Here is a 17,952-nt window from a genome sequence, read left to right as displayed (position 1 = left end):
GAGTCTGCTCTTCATGCCAGCATTTTCTCCACCGGCAACACGAACATCTCGCGTGCACCGGCTTTCTTGATCTCTTCCAGCTGCCGCCAGCTCACCTCGCCGGCGCACAGCGCCTGCAACATCAGTTGATCCGGCTGCCCGGCCACCGGCAGCAGGGTCGGCTGCGGGCCGCCCGGCAACAACCGGGTCACCGCCTCCAGCGTTTGCCGGGAGGTCTGCAACAGCAGCAGTCGCGACTCGCGCACCTGGATCACGCCGTCCAGCCGTTTCAGCAGCAGTTCCAGCATGTCGCCCCGCTCGTCCACCGGCAACGTCAACGGGCCGGCCAGCACCGCTTCGCTCTCCAGCAGCACGTCGGTCTCGCGCAGCTGGTTGGCGACCAGCGTGCCTCCGCTTTGCACCAGGTCGCAGATCGCGTCGGCGGTGCCCAGCTTGGGGGCGATCTCGACCGAGCCGGCCAGCGTCACCACGCCGGCATCGATGTGGCGCTCACGCAGCCATTGTCCGAGCAGGCCCGGATACGACGTGGCGATATGCCGGCCAGCCAGATCCTTCGGTTCGCTGTAATCCATCTCCTGCGGCACCGCGATCGACAACCGGCAGCGACCGAAGCCCAGCGGCCGCAATTCGTCGAGCGGCTCGCTGTCACGTCCGGCCGTGAGCTGGAACTCGCCCAGTACATTGCGCCCGACAATGCCGAGGTCACACACGCCCTGCGCGATCAGGCCCGGGATATCGTCGTCGCGCACCAGCAGCAGGTCGACCGGCTCGCCCTCACCAAAACAGAACAGCTTGTCGCGGCTTTGCCGGAAGGTGAGCCCGCAACGGCTCAGCAGATCCAGCGCCGGCTCGGTGAGCCGGCCGGATTTCTGCATCGCGATACGCAAGCGGTCGCGTGGTTTCATGCTTTCTTCCTTGCTGTCTGTGCCTGTCGCCGCGCCGCCCGCGCCGCCGCGGCGAGATAGCCGCCGCTGCCCTGGTTGAGGTAGCGCGCGACCCGCCCCACGGTGGTGATGCTGACCGCGGTGCGTTCGTGAATCTGCCGATACGGCATGCCTTCGAGCAGGTAAGGCACCACCCGCCAGCGGTCGACCAGCACCTCCAGTTCGGCCGGGGTACACAGGTCGCGCAGGAACGCCGCCATCTCGTCGGTGTTCTTCAACGACAGCAGTGCCTGGTAGAGGCTCAGCTCGGCGGACTCGGCAGGTGTCTCGGGATCGAGTGATCGACGCTTCATAATGTACTAATGCATTAATACAAGGTTGCGCAGCTTACACGACATGCGGCATGGCAGCAATAGTTATCTGCGCACAAAACCGTCCATCCCCGACGTGCTGGAAAATGCATCGCGCATTGATCCACAGGCTGCGCGTCTGGCTGGCAGCCGCCCAAAAGAAAACCCCCGCCGAAGCGGGGGTTTTCTGGATGCGTGGAAGCGCGAGTCAGCTCAGGCCGACTTCTTCTTCGTCGCAGCCTTCTTCGTCGCCGGCTTGGTCACCGTCGGCTTCGCGCCCACCACAGCCGGGGCTGCAGTATGCGCACGCGAATTGCCGTAACTGCTGCGGTTGATCTTGCCGCGACGGGTCTTGCGATCGCCCTTGCCCATGGAAATACCTGATTTGTCTGATGAACGGCCTTGCATCATAGCAGTGCTGGCGAAAACGCCATAGTCAGGCCGGCCCGTGCCCGGAGCAGCCTGGCGTCTCATCGGGACACGCGCCCGGGTCGATCTGCACGGTGACGTGCTCGACCCCGAAGCGCTCCCGCAACATCCGCCGGATGGCCTGCAGCGCCCTCGCGGCGTGGGCCTGTTCGTCCAGTTCGGCATGCAGCGTCGCCATGCGCGAACCCGACGCCAGTTGCCACACGTGCACGTGATGGATGCTGAGGATGGCCGGGTCGGCTCCGCGCAGCGACTGTTCAACCACGGCACCATCCACGCCTTCCGGCACGCCCTCCAGCAAGATGTGCGCAGAGCGCCGCAGCAGTCGCCAGGCATTGCCGAGGATCAACAGCGACACCAACAGCGACAGCACCGGATCCGCCCACAGCCACCCGAACCAGCGGATCGCCAGCGCGGCGAGCACCGCCGCCAGCGAGCCCAGCAGGTCGCCCAGCACATGCAGGCTGGCACCAGCCATGTTGACGTCGTCATGCGCGTGGCCATGCAGCGTGCGCAGCACCAGCGCGTTGACCAGCAGACCCGCGACAGCCACCACCAGCATCACGCCGGACAGGATCGGCCCGGGATGCAGCAACCGTGTGACCGCCTCGTAGATGATCCAGCCAACCAGCACGAACTGGCTCAAGGCGTTGACGAAGCCGACCAGCACTTCCATCCGCCCGTAGCCGTAGCTGCGCCGTGCATCCGCCGGCCTGGCCGCCATGGCCGCGCCGACCACGGCGAGCAGCAGGGCCAGCGCGTCGATCATCATGTGGCCGGCGTCGGCCAGCAAGGCCAGTGAGCCGGACCAGATGCCGCCGATGGCCTCGGCGACCATCATCAGCACGGTCAGTACGAACGCCACCACCAGCTTGCGTCGACGGGCGGCGGAGTCCGCGCGAACAGGTCCGTGTTCGTGGTCGTGGTCGTGGTCGTGCTCATGCTGATGGTGGGCGTGCTCGTGGCTCATGCACACATGCTAGAAACCGGCACGGTCGTTACACAATCACCACGACGGCACCAGCGCCAGTACCAACGGTCCGCCGCGTGAGCCTTGCTCAATGAGCACACTGCGGACCATGCACGTGATCAGCGGCCAGCTGACGATCCCGACGCAGGTTGACGAAATGGGCAGCAGCCAGCAACAAGCCGCCGCAAGTCACCAGCACGCTGTGCAGGACGATGGAATAGCTCTCGGCGAACGTGACGCCAATCAGCAGCAAGGCCAGTCCGGGCGTGGCCAGCAGCAAGGGCAATGGCTGCTGGTGGCGACGAAAGCCGCGAACCAGCGCGACCATGGCCAACGCGCAAGCGAACATCACGAAACCACGCTCGAAGCGATGGTCAGCCAGGAACTCAAGTCCCACCAGTGGCAGAACCGCCAGCACGAAGGGCAACAAGGCACAGTGGATCGCACACAGGAACGAGGCGGCTGCACCGATGCGATCCGCCACTTGCCACCAATGTGATTTGTCTGACTGCCCGGAGTCCATCTCTGCGCCTGGCGTCGCCGCAGCGGCGATCCTCATGTTCTGGCCTGACATGTTACATTATAACAATCCAGACCGCCACACATGGAACTGCCTGCTTCAGCCCTTGCGACAGCTCTTGCAGACACCGTGAACCTCGAGCGTCTGCGCCTGCGGCCGGAAGCCCAGCGCACGGGCCTGCGCCTCGATCAGCTCGGCCACCCGCTCATCGCAGACTTCCTGCGCACTGTCACAGGTGTCGCAAATCAGGAACGGCACCTGGTGTGCCTCGGCCGGGTGATGACAGGAAACGAAGGCGTTGATCGACTCCAGCTTGTGGATGAAGCCGTTTTCCAGCAGGAAGTCGAGCGCCCGGTACACGGTCGGCGGCGCGGCGTTGCCATGCTGCTCACGCAACTGGTCGAGCAGATCGTAGGCCTTGACCGGCTTGCCCGCGGTCGCGACGAGTTGCAGCACTTCCTTGCGCAGCGGCGTCAGGCGCAGGCCACGCTCCTTGCTGGCATGTTCCACCGCGCGCACGAAGCCTTTCGCATCATGATGATGATGCGAATGGTGCGTATGCAGGTTGTCGGTGCCATCGTGGCTCAAGACGCTTTCCTCACGTTGAAATTCCGTCGGGACTCGGGAGTTGGCGAGGCCCGGTTTCCGACAGCGTGCCTATCCGGTGGATCCGGGTGCGTGCCGGCAACTCCCCGGATCATACATCGCTCGATGTGGACCTCAGCGTGAAAGCGGCGGCGGCTTCACCGGCCGCGTGCGACGGGGCTTGCACAGGATCACGATCCATCCGATCGGCCCAAGCACCCATGCCCACACAACAGCCTCCACCAGCCGGCCGCGCCACCAGCCAAGCAACAGGCCGACGGCGACGAACCCCAGGTTCCACCAGAACATGGCGGCCCAGGGCACCATATGCAACAGGTTGAAAAAGACGTGCCAGAACGCTCCCGGGGCATCGAGATCGACACCCTGGGTCGCCCTGGCAAGCAGTTCATCCATGGGTGGCGCTACTTCACGACCGCTCAGCCGCCGGCAAGGGCCAGCGCCGCGTCGACGCGGCGGAGCGCCTCGTCGCGTCCGGCCAGGTAGATCGTGTCCTCGATGGATGGCGAGACCTGGGTACCGGTCATCGCCACCCGCAGCGGCTGGGCGATCTTGCCCATGCCCAGCTCCAGCTTGGACGCCACTTGCTCGATGACCTGATGGATCGGCGCCGGCTGCCACTCGCACTCGGCCAACAGGGATCTCGCCGCCTCCAGCACCTGGGACGCATTGGGGTTCTTCAAATGCTTGGCCACCGCCTTGTCATCCCACTCCAGGATCGGGCCGTACCAGATCTTCGCACGCTCGGCCATTTCCTTCAGCGTATGCACGCGCTCGCGCAGCGCCACGATCACGTCGACCGGCGCCGGACCCTTGCCCACGTCGATACCCGCCCGCTGCAGGTGCCATTCGAACTCGGGCACCAGCGACTCGGGCGCGTCGGTCTTCAGATAGTGCTGGTTGAGCCAGGCCAGTTTTTCGGTATCGAAACGGGACGGGGCCTTGTTGCCATCGGCGATGTCGAACAGCGCAATCATCTCCTCGCGCGAAAAAATCTCCTGATCCCCGTGCGACCAGCCCAGTCGCACCAGGTAATTCAGGATGGCGTGCGGCAGGAAACCGTCTGACCGGTATTCCATCACGCTGACCGCGCTGGTGCGCTTGGAGAGCTTCTTGCCCTCCTTGTCCAGGATCATCGGCAGGTGCGCGAATTCCGGCACTTTCGCGCCCAGCGCTTGGTAGATATTGATCTGCCGCGGCGTGTTGTTGACGTGGTCGTCGCCGCGGATCACTTCGGTGATACCCATGTCGATGTCGTCGACCACCACCGCGAAGTTGTAGGTCGGCCAGCCATCGGAGCGGAAGATCACCAGGTCGTCCAGCTCGCTGTTGGCGATCTCGATACGACCCTTGACCTTGTCCTCGAACACCACCGAACCTTCCAGCGGGTTGCGAAAGCGGATCACGCGGTTGGGGTCGTCCCGACAGGGCTCATTGCGGTCGCGGTAGTAGTCGTTGTAGCGCGGCTTGCCACCGGCGGCCATCGCCGCGGCGCGCATCGCCTCGATTTCCTCCTTGCTCTCGTAGGCGTAATAGGCCTTGCCGGCGGCCACCAGCTCATCGGCCACCTGCTTGTAACGGTCGAGCCGCCGGGTCTGATAGAACGGGCCTTCGTCCGCGTCGAGACCGAGCCAGTGCATCGCGTCCAGGATGGCCTGCACCGCCGCATCGGTGGAACGCTCGCGATCGGTGTCCTCGATGCGCAGGATGAACTGGCCTCCGCGACGGCGCGACTCCAGCCAGCAATACAACGCGGTGCGCGCGCCGCCGATGTGCAGGAAGCCGGTGGGGCTGGGGGCGAAGCGGGTACGTACAGTCATCGGAATGTCGGCAACGAGTAGGCGAAGCTGACGATTTTAGCCGATCTGCCGCATGCCACCCTGCACCATTGCGCCCACCTCGCTTATTTCACGTGGATGGTGATCTTCTTCGACACCAGCGGCGGGTCGAACGGCACGTGGTTCTGGTCGCCGAGTTCCAGTTGCAGTGTATGCGTGCCCGGGGTGAGCTTCAGCGTGGTCTGGGTCTGGCCGCCGCCGAAGTGGATGTGGTGGGCATCCGCCGGAATCGGCTGACCCGCGGGAGGCATTTCCTTCACGTCGACCAGCAGGTGATGATGGCCGGTGTTGTCCTTGGCGACGCCGGCCGGCGCAACGCCCATGCCATCGAGACCGAAGCGCACGGTGACCTCCCGGCCGACGGTGGCACCGTCGCTGGGCGAGATGATGTAGACCTTGGCGCCGGCAGGTGCGTGGGTGATCGGCAGGCCGGGGGCATCGGCAGCCATCGCCGTGCAGCTCAGGCCGGTCAGTGCGAGCGCGAGAAGCATGCGTTTCATCTTCAGTCTCCAACCAGGGAAGCAAGGGCCCAGTGTAAGCGCTGAACGGCGCGATTCCTGAATCGGGTGTTCCATGACGCCCCTGCCGCACTCACGCACCGATTCCGATGCCACCCGACAACTGCGCAAGATGCAGCCACGCCGTCATGAGTTCGTTTGCGCTCAGGCAGATAGCTGAACTTGTCCACAGGCTTTACCGGCGACGCTCCACAACTGCTGTGGAGAACTTGCACGTGGCTGCACAAAATATCGCCAAAGCGTGGCAAGTGCCCGCCAGCCAACGGGGAACGGCGGTTGTCCACAGGCTTGTACAGGAGCCACCCACAATCGCTGTGGAAAACTCCAGCGCGGATACGACGATGCCGCCCGAAGGCGGCATCGCTGGTGGCGTACGCAAGATCCGGAATCAAGCCGCGCGATCTGACCGGGTGAGGAGGCCGAACAGGTCGGCCAGCTTGTCGCGCATCTCGCGCCGGTCGACGATCATGTCGATCGCACCATGGTCGAGCAGGAATTCCGAACGCTGGAAGCCCTCGGGTAGCGTCTCGCGCACGGTCTGCTCGATCACGCGGGCGCCGGCGAACCCGATCAGCGCCTTGGGTTCGCCAATGTTGATGTCACCCAGCATGCCGAGACTGGCCGAGACGCCGCCGGTGGTCGGATTGGTCAGCACGCTGATGTACGGCACGCCGGCATCGCGCAGGCGCGCCAGCGCGGCCGATACCTTGGCCATCTGCATCAAGGAGAACAGCGCCTCCTGCATGCGCATGCCGCCGCTGGCGGCAAAGCACACGAAGGCACTGCGATCGGCCAACGCGCGCTCGGCGGCACGCGCAAACTTCTCGCCACCGACCGAGCCCATCGAGCCGCCCATGTAGGCAAAATCGAACGCCACGGCCATGAGCGGCCGGCCCTTGAGCTTGCCGCTCATCGCCAGCAGGGAGTCTTTCTCGCCGAACTTTTTCTGGGCGGCACTGATGCGATCACGATACTTCTTGGAGTCCCGGAATTTCAGCGGATCGGTGGGTTCCATGCTGGCCCACTGCTCTTGCATCGACCCCTCGTCGAACAAGGCGGCCAGGCGCATCCGCGCACTGATGTAATGATGGTGGTCGCATTTCGGGCAGACCATCAGGTTGCGTTCGAGCTCCGGCTTGTACAGCACGGTGCCGCAACCGCCGCACTTCTCCCACACGCCTTCAGGCACCGAACCCTTGCCGCCATTGGCTGGCAGGGTGCGGGTACGCGGGTTCATGATTTTCTGCAGCCAATTCATTGCAACACCTCAACGTTTTCTGACCTGAAACGGTCAGACGACCGTTTCAGCGTGCATCCAGCGCAGTGCGGATCGGGTGCAGGAACTCCCGTGCCCGACTGGCAATTTCCACCGCGTCCGTGGCACCCGACAACCGGTCGACCAACGCACTGCCGATCACCACCGCATCGGCAAACTCGCCGATCGCCACCGCGCTCGCCGCATCGCGGATACCAAAACCGACCGCCACCGGCGCCCTGGCGCGGGAGCGGACCTCGGCAACACGCGAGGCAATGTCGCTGGTACTCAGCTGCCCTGCCCCGGTAATGCCGGCGAACGACACATAATACAGGAAGCCCTCGGCCGAACCGCACAAGGCGGTCATCCGGTCAGGCGCGGTGGTGGGCGCCGCCAGCAGGATCTGCTGCAGTCCGGCGTCGCGCAGCGGTTGCAACACGGCCGATTCCTCCAACGGGCAATCCACCAGCAATACACCGTCGACACCCGCCGCCACGGCTTCCTCGGCAAACTTCGCGTAGCCATGGATCTCGACCGGGTTCAGGTAACCCATCAGCACGATCGGCGTATCCGCATCGCGCTGACGGAACTCAGCCACCCAACCGAGCACTTCCCCGAGGCCGACGCCTTGGTTGATCGCCCGCTCACTGGCGTGCTGGATCACCGGGCCGTCCGCCATCGGGTCGGAAAAGGGCACGCCCAGCTCGATCAGGTCGGCACCGCCCTCGACCAGCGCATGCATCATCGACACCATGTGCGCGGGCGAAGGATCACCTGCCGTGACGAATGGAATCAGGCCGGTGCGGCCAGCGGCTTTCAGCGCGGCAAAGCGACGGTCGATGCGGCTCATACCTCGACTCCTTCACGCGCCGCGATCGTGTGCACGTCCTTGTCGCCACGGCCGGACAGGTTGCACAGGACCATGCCGTCCCTGGGCAGCTCGCGCGCCAGCTTCATCGCCTGGGCCACGGCATGGCTGGATTCGAGCGCGGCGAGAATGCCCTCGGTGCGCGCCAGCAGATGGAACGCCTCCAGCGCCTCGTCGTCGGTGACGCCGACATATTCGGCGCGGCCGGCGTCCTTCAGGAACGCGTGCTCAGGCCCCACGCCGGGATAGTCCAGGCCGGCGGAAACCGAATGGGTTTCGGTGATCTGGCCATGGTCGTCGCACAATACATAGGTGCGATTGCCATGCAGCACACCCGGTCGCCCTGCCGCCAGCGAGGCCGCGTGGTGACCGGTGGCGATGCCCTCGCCGGCCGCTTCGGCGCCAACGATGCGCACGTCCGCATCGTTGAGGAAGGCGTGGAACAGGCCGATCGCGTTGGAGCCGCCGCCGACGCACGCGGTCAGCACATCCGGCAGGCGCCCGTACTGTTCCAGCACCTGCGCGCGCGCCTCGCGCCCCACGATCGCGTTGAAGTCCCGCACCATCTTCGGATACGGATGCGGGCCAGCCACGGTGCCGATGATGTAGAAGGTGTCAGCCACGTTGGTGACCCAGTCGCGCATGGCTTCGTTCAGCGCGTCCTTCAGCGTCCTCGAGCCCGAGGTCACCGGGACCACCTCGGCCCCGAGCAGCTTCATCCGGTAGACGTTGATCTTCTGCCGCTCGATATCCACCGCGCCCATGTAGACCACGCAGCGCATGCCGAAACGCGCCGCCACGGTGGCGGTCGCGACGCCGTGCTGACCCGCGCCGGTTTCCGCGATGACGCGCGGCTTGCCCATGTGCCGCGCCACCAGCGCCTGCCCGATGGTGTTGTTGATCTTGTGCGCACCAGTGTGGTTCAGGTCCTCGCGCTTGAGCAGGATGCGCGCGCCGCCGACGTGCTGTGACAGGCGTTCGGCGTGATAGACCGGGCTGGGTCGGCCGACGTAGTGCTGCAGGTCGCGGTCCAGCTCGGCGATGAAGCCGGGATCGGCACTCAGACGCTCGTAGGCCTCGCGCAACTCGGCCAGGGGCGCCATCAGGGTTTCGGCCACATAGCTGCCGCCGTAGTCACCAAACCGTCCCTGGGCGTCGGGCCAGCGCTGATAGTCCTGGATCGTGGGCATGCGAATTCCTGTGCGAAAAACTGAAAGCCAGCTTGAAAGGCGATTGCGATCATCCGAGGATATCCCAGCCATCGGCGACAAAAAAAGCGATAAGATCGCCATAACCTGTCAGGAATACTCACAAGTGCCGGATCGCGGTCTGCCACCACTCAATGCCCTGCGCGCGTTCGATGCCGTAGCGCGTCTGCGCAGCGTCACTGCCGCCGCGAGCGAATTGCATGTAACGCATGGTGCGGTGAGCCGACAGTTGCGGCTGCTGGACGAAGCCCTGGGGCGGCCGCTGTTCACGCGCCAGGGGCGTGGCCTCGTGCTTACCGACGCCGGCAACCAGCTGCACGAGAGTGCGGGCGGCGTGTTTCAGCAACTGCGCGAGAGCTGGGCCGGCCTGCGTCAACAAGCGACCCAGGCGCCGTTCGTGCTGGGTTGTTCCAGCAGCCTGCTGGCGCGCTGGGTGATTCCGCGACTGGACCGACTCGGCCAGGACCTGCCCGGCCTGCCGCTGCATCTTTCGGCACAGGAATCCGCACCCCCGGCCGAGCTCGACCGGCTGGACGCGCTGTTGCTGCTGGCGGCACCGCCGTGGCCGATCCGCTGGCAGGTCGAGGTGCTGGCGCCGGAACAGATCGGCCCCGTGGTCAGCCCGGCTTACGCCGGCTGGCCCCGGTTGCGGGGGCAATCCGCCGATCGCCTGCTCGACGAACCGCTGCTGCACACCACCTCGCGCCCGCAGGCATGGCCGGACTGGTTTGAGAGCATGCAACTGACGACGCCTCGGTCACCGCCGGGCCAAGGCTTTCCGCACCTGTACCATCTCCTGGAAGCGGCCATCGCCGGGCTGGGCGTGGCGATCGCGCCCGCGCCGCTGGTGGCCGACGATCTGGCCAGTGGTCGCCTGCTGGCGCCTTGGGGTTTCCGACCGACCACGGCAAAATGGATTCTCGCCAGCACGCGGCGATCGCCCGATCACCGCACCACGATGCTCGCCGACTGGCTGCGCGAGGAACTGGCCGGGGGCTGAGCCAGCCCACGTCACAGATTGCGCCGGATCATTCCCTTGAGCTTTTCCACCAGCTCGGGCGTGAGTGGTCCGAGGATGCCGCGCGCCGACGCGGGGATATGCGCGGCGGGATCTTCCTCTCCAAACACGTAGTGATCGAGCAGGCCGCGCCAGGCCGCACGCTCAGCCGGGCCCAGCGACTTGAAAGCAAGTATGCAGTGCAGCAGGCCATCCAGCGCACTCGACGTGGCCCGGCCGCCGTCGATGCCGGCGGTCCACCAGTAGTTCACCAGTGCATTGATCTGCTGCAGCGAAGCCACGTGGTGCCACCACATCGGCGGGATATAGATCGCGTCGCCCGGCATGAGCTCGGCCACCTGGGCGTGCATCATCGCGTCACGCAGGCGCGGAAAGCGCGGGTCATCGAGCTGATCGAGCCGGGCCATGCTGATCGCCGTGCCGGTCGGCGCAAAGTCCAGCGGCCCCACATACAGATTGCCCACCTGATCGCTGGGAAACAGGGTGAAGCGTCGGCTGCCGCAGACCACGCAGGCGATGTTGTGGTACTCGTCGAAATGCGCCGGTGTGGTGACGCGATTGCCGATCCACAGTCGCGGCGCCACATCCGGGCCCAGCAACGGCATGGCGTGCCGCTCGAGAAAACCCGGCAGGCAGGCGGAGATCAGCGCGCTCTGCAACGCCAGACCGGGCGGATCAGGCTGCCGACTGTACAGGGCCAGGCGCTGCAGCACCTGGGTGATGGATACCTGGAAGTGCTCGTAATTGAAGTGCTCGCAGTCGGCGTCATAACCGATCACACCGTGCTCGCACGGCGGCAGCCGCAGCACATTCACGTCCGTGCCATTGTCCCAGGCCGCCAGTTGCTGCGCGAAGGCAGACTCCGAACCGGTCGCCAGTTGCACCAGGGGCCACTCGCGACACAAGCCACGCAGGATCAGCGGACGATCGTGCGCCGTGATCTCGCCCAGCGATGGCGCAGCCCCGGCGGCGCGATACTCCTCGATGGCAGTGGGCATGCAGGTCTTCCGATGGCGACGCTTCAGTCAGCATGCATGCTATCGCGACCACCCCGTACCGTCATCGGCAGCGTGGCAACCTGCACCTCACTCAGCCACCAACCTCCGCGTCTGCCTCACGCACCGCCTGCACGAAGGCGGCCAGACGTGCGGCATCCTTGATCCCCGGCGCCGCTTCGACGCCGCTGGCCACATCCACCGCCCACGGGCGCAGGCGCCGCACCGCATCGCCCACGTTGCCGGCATGCAAGCCGCCGGCCAGAACCCATGGTTGATCATGCTTCCCGGATAGCAGTGACCAGTCGAATACCTTGCCGCCACCACCAATTTCTCCCAGCCCATGTCCATCGAGCAACAAACCGGCCGCACTCGGAAAATCGTGCAGGCGCGCCAGTGCCAACGTACCCGCTCCCATTGGTACCGCCTTCAGGAAAGGGCGACCGAACTGCGCACACCAGGCATCGATTTCCCCACCATGAAACTGCAGCAGGTCGGGTTGCACCTGCTGAATCACGTCGTCGACCTGCCGCGCATCGTCATCCATGAACAAGGCCACTGTGGTCACAAAAGGCGGCAGCGAATCGACAATGGCGCGCGCCTGATTCGGCGTCACCTGGCGCCGGCTACGCGCAGTAAACACCAGACCGATGGCATCGACGCCCAAGCTGGCGGCCAACGCCGCGTCCTCGACACGGGTCATGCCGCAACACTTGATACGGGTCATGCCAATACCCCAGGCTGGCTGACTTCATCGGGCAACCCCCAGTGGCGCTCATAGCGCGGCCCGATGAAAGTCAACCCTGAAGCGAGCGCCGTAGGGCCTGCCACCTGCCGATTGCGGCCCGCCAGCAACTGCCCCATCCACTCGACCGGCTGCTCGCCGCGACCGATCAGCAGCAACGAACCGACGATGTTGCGCACCATGTGGTGAAGAAAGGCGTTCGCCTCGATCTCGACCAGAACCTGTTCACCCTCGCGTCGCACGCTGGCCTTCAGAACGGAGCGCCGCGGATGCGCCGCTTGGCACGACAAGGCCCGGAACGCGCTGAAGTCGTGCTCGCCAAGCAGCGCCTGCACGGCGGCATGCATGCGATCGGTGTCCAGCGGCAGGCGCTCCCACGTGACATAGCGAGCGTCCAGCGCGGCCCGCACCGGCCGATTGAGGATGCGATAACTGTAGCGTCGGCTGCGCGCCGCGAAACGGGCATGAAAGCTGTCCGGCACCAGCTGCGCCCACAGCACGGCCACGCTGGCCGGCAGGTTGGAGCACGATCCCAGCACCCAGCCACGCATCTCGCGCCGCGCCTCGGTGTCGAAGTGCACCACCTGGCAACGACCATGCACACCGGCATCGGTACGCCCAGCGCAGCTGATCTGCACCGGGTGCGCCGCGACGCTCGACAGCGCGCTCTCGACCGCCGCCTGCACACTCGGCCCTTCGGTCAGCCGCTGCCAACCGAAGAACTCGGTGCCGTCATATTCGATGCCGAGGGCGATGCGCATGAGCTGAAGGATATGTCCCGAAACAACGTGGGAGATTACAACGACAACGGGCCGGCAAGGCCGGCCCGTTGGATCACGCAAATCCGGGCTGGGTGATCAGCTCAACCCGTCAAGCAACCGGCGAGCCGTATCGCGCTGCATCTGGCTGCCTTCCTTGAGCACTTCTCCCAGCATGGCGCGAGCGCCATCGGCATCGCCCATGTCCAGGTAGGCGCGCGCCAGATCGAGCTTGGTATCGACCGGATCGTCACTGAATTCGATGGGGTCGTGTGATTCCGGCGGCAGGTCCTCGTGCTCGGACGCGTCCCAGGCAGCCGGTTCCGCCTGCGGCTCGGTGTACTCGGCATGCGGCCTGACCACCGTTTCGTCATCCGCCGGCGTCGACGACGGCGCGTCCGACCCGGTCGCCGAAGGATGCGTCAGGTCGAAGTTGAAGTTGTATTCGCTGACCCGCTTCGGCTCCGTCGGCAGTGACGGCGGCAACGTGGAATCGACCGTCGGGGCGTCGCTTTCGTCCTCGTAGTCATCGATGTCGAAACTCTGGCCTGTCTCGGACCCGGACGCAGGCGCTTCTTCGTGATGATCGAACAACGGATGCTCCGGCGCGAGATCCTCGCCCATGTGCACCACATCCTGCCATTCATCCTGCTCCGGATCGGTGATGTGCGCATGCATCGCTTCGGCGGCCGCCTCGAAGCGCTCGACGTCGCGCCGCGAGTAGTACAGGGTGACCAGTTCCAGGTGCAGGTAGATATCGTCGGGGTGCTCGGCCAACTGGTCGAGCAGTTGCTCCTGGTCGGTGTCCTCGTCGTCAAGCAGGCCGGCATCGGACGGCGCGGTATTGCCGAAACGATCCGCCAGCGAAGAACCGGCCTTGGCCGCTGCCGGCTTCCGTCGCCGGCCGAGCAAGGCCAGCAAAAGCAGCAGCACGATGGCTGCCGCTCCCGCAGCCCAGGCCCAGGTCTGCATGTACCACGGCGCTTCGGCCACCTTCACCGGAGCAGGCGCGGGCTTGTTTGCCGGCTTGGTTTCCTCCGGCTTGGCTGCCGGCGGCGCAACCGCCTGCTGCGCCGGCGCCACCGAGCTGGCGGCGGCCAACGCCGCACTACCGGCCGGGGCCATTGACGAACCCGAGGCCGCGACGGAGGCCGCCGTGGCCATCGCCGAGGTTGCCGCGGTCGTTGGCGCCGTTTCGGCTTCGGCGCTGGAACCAGCAGTGGCGACCGCCGGTTCCATCTCGACAGGTGCCGCGGGCTCCGCGCCGGCCGTCTTGGCCGGCGGCTCCGCCGCTGGTGCACCGGCGGCCTTGCGCGCAGCGGCAAGCTTGGCCTGCAGCTCGGCAATCTCGCTGTTCTTCAGCGACAGCAGATGCTCGTTCTTGCTGTTGATCTCGTTGAGATCCTTGAGCCGCGCCTTCAGGTCGTTGCCTTGCTGTTGCAGGCTGGCCACGTTTTCCCGGGCGCGCAGCAGATCATCACGCAAGCTGGCGGCGGACTTGTCGCTACCGCCCGATGCCTGGCTGCTGGTGCCGCCACCGACTTTTGGCGGAACCAGGGCGAGCCGGTCCTCATTGCCGGCGCTCGAGGTGTCGGATGTACCGGACGAAGTCCCGCGCGTTGCCGCGTCCGCCACCAGCGCCGGCTTGCCCGGCATGCCGGCGCGCCAATCGCTGTTCTGACGGCGCACCTCGGCGGCGGCAGCCGCCAGCGTCATGGCCTGGGCCTCGGCCGAGGTAGGCACGCGCAATACCGCGCCGCTCTTCAGCGCGTTGATGTTGTCCTTGTAGAAGGCATCGGGGTTGGCCTGTTGCAAGGCCAGCATCATCTGCTGCGCATCCACCCCTGCCGGCGACACGCTGCGCGCGATGCCGGAGAGAGTCTGGCCGCTCTGAACCGGACCATAGCGGCCATTGGTGACGGCCGCTGGCGCCGGCGCGGGAGCGGGTGCGGGAGCTGCGGCAGGAGCCGCCCGGGTCACCACCGGCGCTTTCGCGGGCTCGGGCTTGCTCGGAGCGGCCGGCCTCGCCACGGTGGCTACCGGCGTGGACGCGCCCGGCGGATCAAGCAGGATGGCGTACTCCCGCACACTCTTGCCGCCCTTGCCGTCCACCTGGATCAACAGGTCGAGGAACGGATCATCCACCGGCACACTGCTGGTGATGCGGATCACCGGATGTGCGCCACCGGCATTGGCCACGCTGAAATGCAGCGGAATCCTGGTACGGCCACCGACGATGCCGGCGCGCTCGAATTGCTCGCTGGAGGCAAGCTGCACGGTCAGGCCTTTCAATTCACCCGGATTGTCCGGGTGCAGCGGGATTTCCGCCAACAGCGGCTGCCCCAGCGCCGACTTGACCTGAACCTGGCCCAGATCCAGCGCCATGAGCTGGCTGCTGCCCAGCGCCAACGCCACCAGCATCGACAATTTCAACGAACGATTCATGCATGCTCCCCCGAACGATCCTTGGCGCAACTCTTCTTGAAAGATGCCGCCACCTCGGCGGCGGCTGCGTCATTAGTGCCGCCACTTTAGTTATATGCAGACCAATCAACAATAGCTGTGGCGAATACTTGCGACACATTGCTGCAGCGCGTTCTTGCCTGGAGCGCGGAATTCACGGGTGCCCAACCGCCGGCTCGGGCTGCAGTTGTGACAGTTTCCGGCGCAGTTCGGCGATCTGCTGATCCTGCTCCCGCAGCCGCTGGCTGGCACGATCACTGTCCGACTCCTGCCTGGCAACCTCACGCTCGAGGCGCCGCACCTCGATCTGGTCATGTTGCATCCGCTGCTGGATTTTCGGCACCGCTGACACCGCCGCAGACGGGTTGCGTGCCGGTGTCGCAGCCGCTGACGGCGGCGAGGCCCACGCTGGGAACGTCAGAACAAATCCAATGAAAGCAATTGGTTGCAATATGCTCATGGCTCTAGAGATAGTCCTCGATCAGGAGTTCAGCTATCTGTACCGCATTCAGGGCGGCGCCCTTGCGAATGTTGTCCGACACCACCCACATGTCCAGCCCCCGGTCATGCGAGATGTCCTCACGGATGCGGCCGACGAAGACGCCGTCCGCGCCAGCACCCTCGCCTACCGGCGTAGGATAGCCACCCGGTTTGCGCTCATCCACCAGCACCACCCCGGCGGCCTGTCCGAGCAGCTCGCGGACCTCGTCCACGGTGATCTTGTCGCTGGTTTCGATATGCAAAGCCTCGGAGTGACCATAGAAAACCGGCACGCGCACCGCGGTCGGGTTTACCTGGATCGAATCGTCCTCCAGGATCTTGCGGGTCTCCCATACCAGCTTCATCTCTTCCTTGGTGTAGCCATTGGGCTGGAAGTCGTCGATCTGCGGGATCACATTGAACGCGATCTGGGCCGGGAATTTCTTGCCCGGGTCGACGCTTTGGAAGTTCAGCAGCGCCGCGGTCTGCCTGCCCAGCTCCTCCATCCCGCTGCGGCCGGCGCCCGAGACGGACTGATAGGTCGCCACGTTGATCCGTTCGATCTGCGCGGCACGGTGGATCGGGGCCAGGGCCACCAGCATCTGCATGGTCGAGCAATTCGGGTTCGCGATGATGCCGTGATTGGTGTACTGAGCGATCGCATGCGGGTTGACCTCGCTGATCACCAGCGGAATGTCGTCCTGGTAGCGGAACTCCGAGGTGTTGTCGATCACCACGGCCCCGGCTGCCGCCGCGCGCGGCGCATGTTCGCGACTGACCGAACCGCCGGCGGAAAAGAACGCGATGTCCACGCCGTCGAAATCATAGGTATCCAGCAACTGGACGGTGATCTCCTTGCCGTCGAACTTCACCTTGCCGCCGGCCGAGCGCTCGCTGGCCAGCGGCACCAGCTCGCTGACCGGAAAATTGCGCTCGGTGAGGATCGCCAGCACGGTCTCGCCGACCGCGCCGGTGGCACCGACCATGGCGACCTTGTAACTGCTCTTCTGACTCATGGGTTGTTCGCTCTGGATGGAAGGGGCAACGTGCCGCTCACAGCACGTTCGGGTTGAGAATATTGGGCGGCCGCCCGGCCTGCGGGCCGTGGCCGAACAGTGCCAGCACATTGTCGACCGCAACCGCAGTCATGGCGCGGCGGGTTTCGGTCGTGGCGCTGGCGATATGCGGGCTGAGCAATACGTTGTCGAGTGCAAGCAGCTCCGGATGTACCTCGGGCTCGCCTTCGAACACGTCCAGTGCCGCGCCAGCCAGGCGTCGCTCGCGCAGGGCCGTGGCCAGCGCGGCATCGTCGACGATGCCGCCGCGGGCGATATTGACCAGCATGGCGGTGGCCTTCATCTGACTCAGCTCGGACGCGCCGATGGCATGGCGCGTCTGTGCCGTCAGCGGCACGGCGAGCACCAGGAAATCCGATTCCGCCAGCAACTGCTGTTTGGTGACCAGGCGAGCGTTGCAGGCCCGCTCGTCCGCCTCGGGCAGCGGCGAGCGATTGTGGTAGATCACCGGCATGCCGAAGCCGATCGCCCGCCGCGCGATCGCCTGGCCAATGCGCCCCATGCCGAGGATGCCCAGCGTGCGTCCGCGCACATCGGTGCCCAGCCACGCCTTGAACTCGGTGGCATGCCAATGTCCGGCACGCAACCAGCGTTCGGCGGCCGACATGCGCCGCGCCGCGCCAAGCAGCATGGCCCAGGTGAAATCGGCCACGCTCTCGTTGAGCACGTCGGCGGTGTTGGAAACCGCGATGCCCGCCGCACTCATGGCATCCAGGTCGATGTTGTCGTAACCCACCGCGAGATTGGCCACGATGCGCAGGTGCCGGGCGTCGGCGATCTCGGCCGCGCCGATACGATCCTTGAGCCCGACGATGACCGCATCCTGCCCGGCCAGTCGCTGCGCCAGCTCGGACGCACTCAGCTTTCGCTCGCGATCCTCGACGCTGACCTCGAAATGCGGCTCCAGCCGGGCGATGACTCCGGGGAAAGTGGGGCGGGAAACCCAGACGCGTGGCTTGTCGGACATCGAGCGG

The 17,952-nt window shown here is 65.5% G+C and carries 20 protein-coding genes; 1 reads left to right on the top strand and 19 read right to left on the bottom strand.

Going from position 1 to position 17,952, the window contains the following annotated elements:
* Positions 1-11: 11 nt before the first annotated feature.
* The 12 genes from hisG to trpB form a co-directional block, all read right to left on the bottom strand.
* Positions 12-905 carry an ATP phosphoribosyltransferase gene (hisG, locus tag AC0L58_RS06705; RefSeq protein ID WP_473687897.1) on the bottom strand — a complete coding sequence of 298 codons (894 nt, stop codon included), beginning with the start codon at positions 903-905 and terminating at the stop codon, positions 12-14.
* Positions 902-1,237: a YerC/YecD family TrpR-related protein gene (locus AC0L58_RS06700; RefSeq protein WP_473687895.1), complete on the bottom strand. Its 336-nt coding sequence runs from the start codon at positions 1,235-1,237 to the stop codon at positions 902-904. The genes hisG and AC0L58_RS06700 overlap by 4 nt, the downstream gene beginning before the upstream one ends.
* 210 nt (positions 1,238-1,447) lie before the next feature.
* Entirely contained in the window at positions 1,448-1,606 is a 159-nt protein-coding gene (locus tag AC0L58_RS06695) for a 30S ribosomal protein THX (protein WP_473687893.1), read from the bottom strand.
* Between the two features lie 64 nt (positions 1,607-1,670).
* Positions 1,671-2,633 carry a cation diffusion facilitator family transporter gene (locus tag AC0L58_RS06690; protein WP_473687891.1) on the bottom strand — a complete coding sequence of 321 codons (963 nt, stop codon included), beginning with the start codon at positions 2,631-2,633 and terminating at the stop codon, positions 1,671-1,673.
* An 88-nt stretch (positions 2,634-2,721) separates the two neighbouring features.
* Positions 2,722-3,156, bottom strand: a complete 435-nt coding sequence (locus tag AC0L58_RS06685) for a MerC domain-containing protein (RefSeq protein WP_473688620.1) — start codon at positions 3,154-3,156, stop codon at positions 2,722-2,724.
* 96 nt (positions 3,157-3,252) lie between these two features.
* Positions 3,253-3,741: a transcriptional repressor gene (locus AC0L58_RS06680; protein WP_473687889.1), complete on the bottom strand. Its 489-nt coding sequence runs from the start codon at positions 3,739-3,741 to the stop codon at positions 3,253-3,255.
* Between the two features lie 132 nt (positions 3,742-3,873).
* Positions 3,874-4,152: a hypothetical protein gene (locus AC0L58_RS06675; protein ID WP_473687887.1), complete on the bottom strand. Its 279-nt coding sequence runs from the start codon at positions 4,150-4,152 to the stop codon at positions 3,874-3,876.
* A 23-nt stretch (positions 4,153-4,175) separates the two neighbouring features.
* A complete protein-coding gene (gene gltX / locus AC0L58_RS06670) occupies positions 4,176-5,576 on the bottom strand; it encodes a glutamate--tRNA ligase (protein WP_473687885.1) in 1,401 nt (466 codons plus the stop codon).
* Between the two features lie 83 nt (positions 5,577-5,659).
* Entirely contained in the window at positions 5,660-6,094 is a 435-nt protein-coding gene (locus AC0L58_RS06665) for a DUF4399 domain-containing protein (protein ID WP_473687883.1), read from the bottom strand.
* A gap of 406 nt (positions 6,095-6,500) precedes the next feature.
* Positions 6,501-7,370, bottom strand: a complete 870-nt coding sequence (gene accD, locus AC0L58_RS06660) for an acetyl-CoA carboxylase, carboxyltransferase subunit beta (RefSeq protein WP_473687882.1) — start codon at positions 7,368-7,370, stop codon at positions 6,501-6,503.
* Between the two features lie 46 nt (positions 7,371-7,416).
* Positions 7,417-8,217 (bottom strand): tryptophan synthase subunit alpha, encoded by an 801-nt coding sequence (trpA, locus tag AC0L58_RS06655; RefSeq protein WP_473687880.1) that lies wholly within the window; start codon positions 8,215-8,217, stop codon positions 7,417-7,419.
* Entirely contained in the window at positions 8,214-9,425 is a 1,212-nt protein-coding gene (gene trpB, locus AC0L58_RS06650; protein ID WP_473687878.1) for a tryptophan synthase subunit beta, read from the bottom strand. Before trpB ends, trpA begins: the two co-directional genes overlap by 4 nt.
* 124 nt (positions 9,426-9,549) lie before the next feature.
* Between trpB and AC0L58_RS06645 the strand changes: the two genes are divergently transcribed.
* A complete protein-coding gene (locus AC0L58_RS06645; protein ID WP_473687876.1) occupies positions 9,550-10,443 on the top strand; it encodes a LysR family transcriptional regulator in 894 nt (297 codons plus the stop codon).
* 11 nt (positions 10,444-10,454) lie between these two features.
* Here the strand turns inward: AC0L58_RS06645 and AC0L58_RS06640 are convergent, their stop codons facing one another.
* The 7 genes from AC0L58_RS06640 to AC0L58_RS06610 all read right to left on the bottom strand — a co-directional run bounded on the left by AC0L58_RS06640 (position 10,455) and on the right by AC0L58_RS06610 (position 17,945).
* Positions 10,455-11,459, bottom strand: coding sequence for a cupin-like domain-containing protein (locus tag AC0L58_RS06640; protein ID WP_473687874.1), 1,005 nt, complete (start codon positions 11,457-11,459; stop codon positions 10,455-10,457).
* A gap of 91 nt (positions 11,460-11,550) precedes the next feature.
* Entirely contained in the window at positions 11,551-12,183 is a 633-nt protein-coding gene (locus AC0L58_RS06635) for a phosphoribosylanthranilate isomerase (RefSeq protein ID WP_473687872.1), read from the bottom strand.
* Positions 12,180-12,962 carry a tRNA pseudouridine(38-40) synthase TruA gene (truA, locus tag AC0L58_RS06630; protein ID WP_473687869.1) on the bottom strand — a complete coding sequence of 261 codons (783 nt, stop codon included), beginning with the start codon at positions 12,960-12,962 and terminating at the stop codon, positions 12,180-12,182. Before truA ends, AC0L58_RS06635 begins: the two co-directional genes overlap by 4 nt.
* Positions 12,963-13,058: 96 nt before the next feature.
* Positions 13,059-15,404, bottom strand: a complete 2,346-nt coding sequence (locus tag AC0L58_RS06625; protein ID WP_473687867.1) for a motility hub landmark protein FimV — start codon at positions 15,402-15,404, stop codon at positions 13,059-13,061.
* 172 nt (positions 15,405-15,576) lie between these two features.
* On the bottom strand, positions 15,577-15,882 hold the full coding sequence (locus AC0L58_RS06620; RefSeq protein ID WP_473687866.1) for a hypothetical protein: 306 nt from the start codon (positions 15,880-15,882) through the stop codon (positions 15,577-15,579).
* Positions 15,883-15,886: 4 nt separating this feature from the next.
* Positions 15,887-16,918, bottom strand: a complete 1,032-nt coding sequence (locus AC0L58_RS06615) for an aspartate-semialdehyde dehydrogenase (protein ID WP_473687864.1) — start codon at positions 16,916-16,918, stop codon at positions 15,887-15,889.
* A 37-nt stretch (positions 16,919-16,955) separates the two neighbouring features.
* The gene (locus tag AC0L58_RS06610) at positions 16,956-17,945 is read right to left on the bottom strand and encodes a 2-hydroxyacid dehydrogenase (protein WP_473687862.1); all 990 of its coding nucleotides are present in this window, start codon (positions 17,943-17,945) and stop codon (positions 16,956-16,958) included.
* Positions 17,946-17,952: the final 7 nt, after the last annotated feature.

It is taken from the genome of Rhodanobacter sp. G2-10 (genome assembly GCF_055809185.1).
This window is presented reverse-complemented; position numbering and strand designations above follow the sequence as displayed.

Coding starts and splice junctions, on each gene's coding strand:
- accD (WP_473687882.1), bottom strand. CDS start 7,370: ATGAATTGGCTGCAGAAAATCATGAACCCGCGTACCCGCACCCTGCCA.
- AC0L58_RS06665 (WP_473687883.1), bottom strand. CDS start 6,094: ATGAAACGCATGCTTCTCGCGCTCGCACTGACCGGCCTGAGCTGCACG.
- AC0L58_RS06635 (WP_473687872.1), bottom strand. CDS start 12,183: ATGACCCGTATCAAGTGTTGCGGCATGACCCGTGTCGAGGACGCGGCG.
- AC0L58_RS06620 (WP_473687866.1), bottom strand. CDS start 15,882: ATGAGCATATTGCAACCAATTGCTTTCATTGGATTTGTTCTGACGTTC.
- AC0L58_RS06625 (WP_473687867.1), bottom strand. CDS start 15,404: ATGAATCGTTCGTTGAAATTGTCGATGCTGGTGGCGTTGGCGCTGGGC.
- AC0L58_RS06610 (WP_473687862.1), bottom strand. CDS start 17,945: ATGTCCGACAAGCCACGCGTCTGGGTTTCCCGCCCCACTTTCCCCGGA.
- hisG (WP_473687897.1), bottom strand. CDS start 905: ATGAAACCACGCGACCGCTTGCGTATCGCGATGCAGAAATCCGGCCGG.
- truA (WP_473687869.1), bottom strand. CDS start 12,962: ATGCGCATCGCCCTCGGCATCGAATATGACGGCACCGAGTTCTTCGGT.
- AC0L58_RS06695 (WP_473687893.1), bottom strand. CDS start 1,606: ATGGGCAAGGGCGATCGCAAGACCCGTCGCGGCAAGATCAACCGCAGC.
- AC0L58_RS06615 (WP_473687864.1), bottom strand. CDS start 16,918: ATGAGTCAGAAGAGCAGTTACAAGGTCGCCATGGTCGGTGCCACCGGC.
- gltX (WP_473687885.1), bottom strand. CDS start 5,576: ATGACTGTACGTACCCGCTTCGCCCCCAGCCCCACCGGCTTCCTGCAC.
- AC0L58_RS06700 (WP_473687895.1), bottom strand. CDS start 1,237: ATGAAGCGTCGATCACTCGATCCCGAGACACCTGCCGAGTCCGCCGAG.
- AC0L58_RS06640 (WP_473687874.1), bottom strand. CDS start 11,459: ATGCCCACTGCCATCGAGGAGTATCGCGCCGCCGGGGCTGCGCCATCG.
- AC0L58_RS06685 (WP_473688620.1), bottom strand. CDS start 3,156: ATGGACTCCGGGCAGTCAGACAAATCACATTGGTGGCAAGTGGCGGAT.
- AC0L58_RS06690 (WP_473687891.1), bottom strand. CDS start 2,633: ATGAGCCACGAGCACGCCCACCATCAGCATGAGCACGACCACGACCAC.
- trpB (WP_473687878.1), bottom strand. CDS start 9,425: ATGCCCACGATCCAGGACTATCAGCGCTGGCCCGACGCCCAGGGACGG.
- trpA (WP_473687880.1), bottom strand. CDS start 8,217: ATGAGCCGCATCGACCGTCGCTTTGCCGCGCTGAAAGCCGCTGGCCGC.
- AC0L58_RS06675 (WP_473687887.1), bottom strand. CDS start 4,152: ATGGATGAACTGCTTGCCAGGGCGACCCAGGGTGTCGATCTCGATGCC.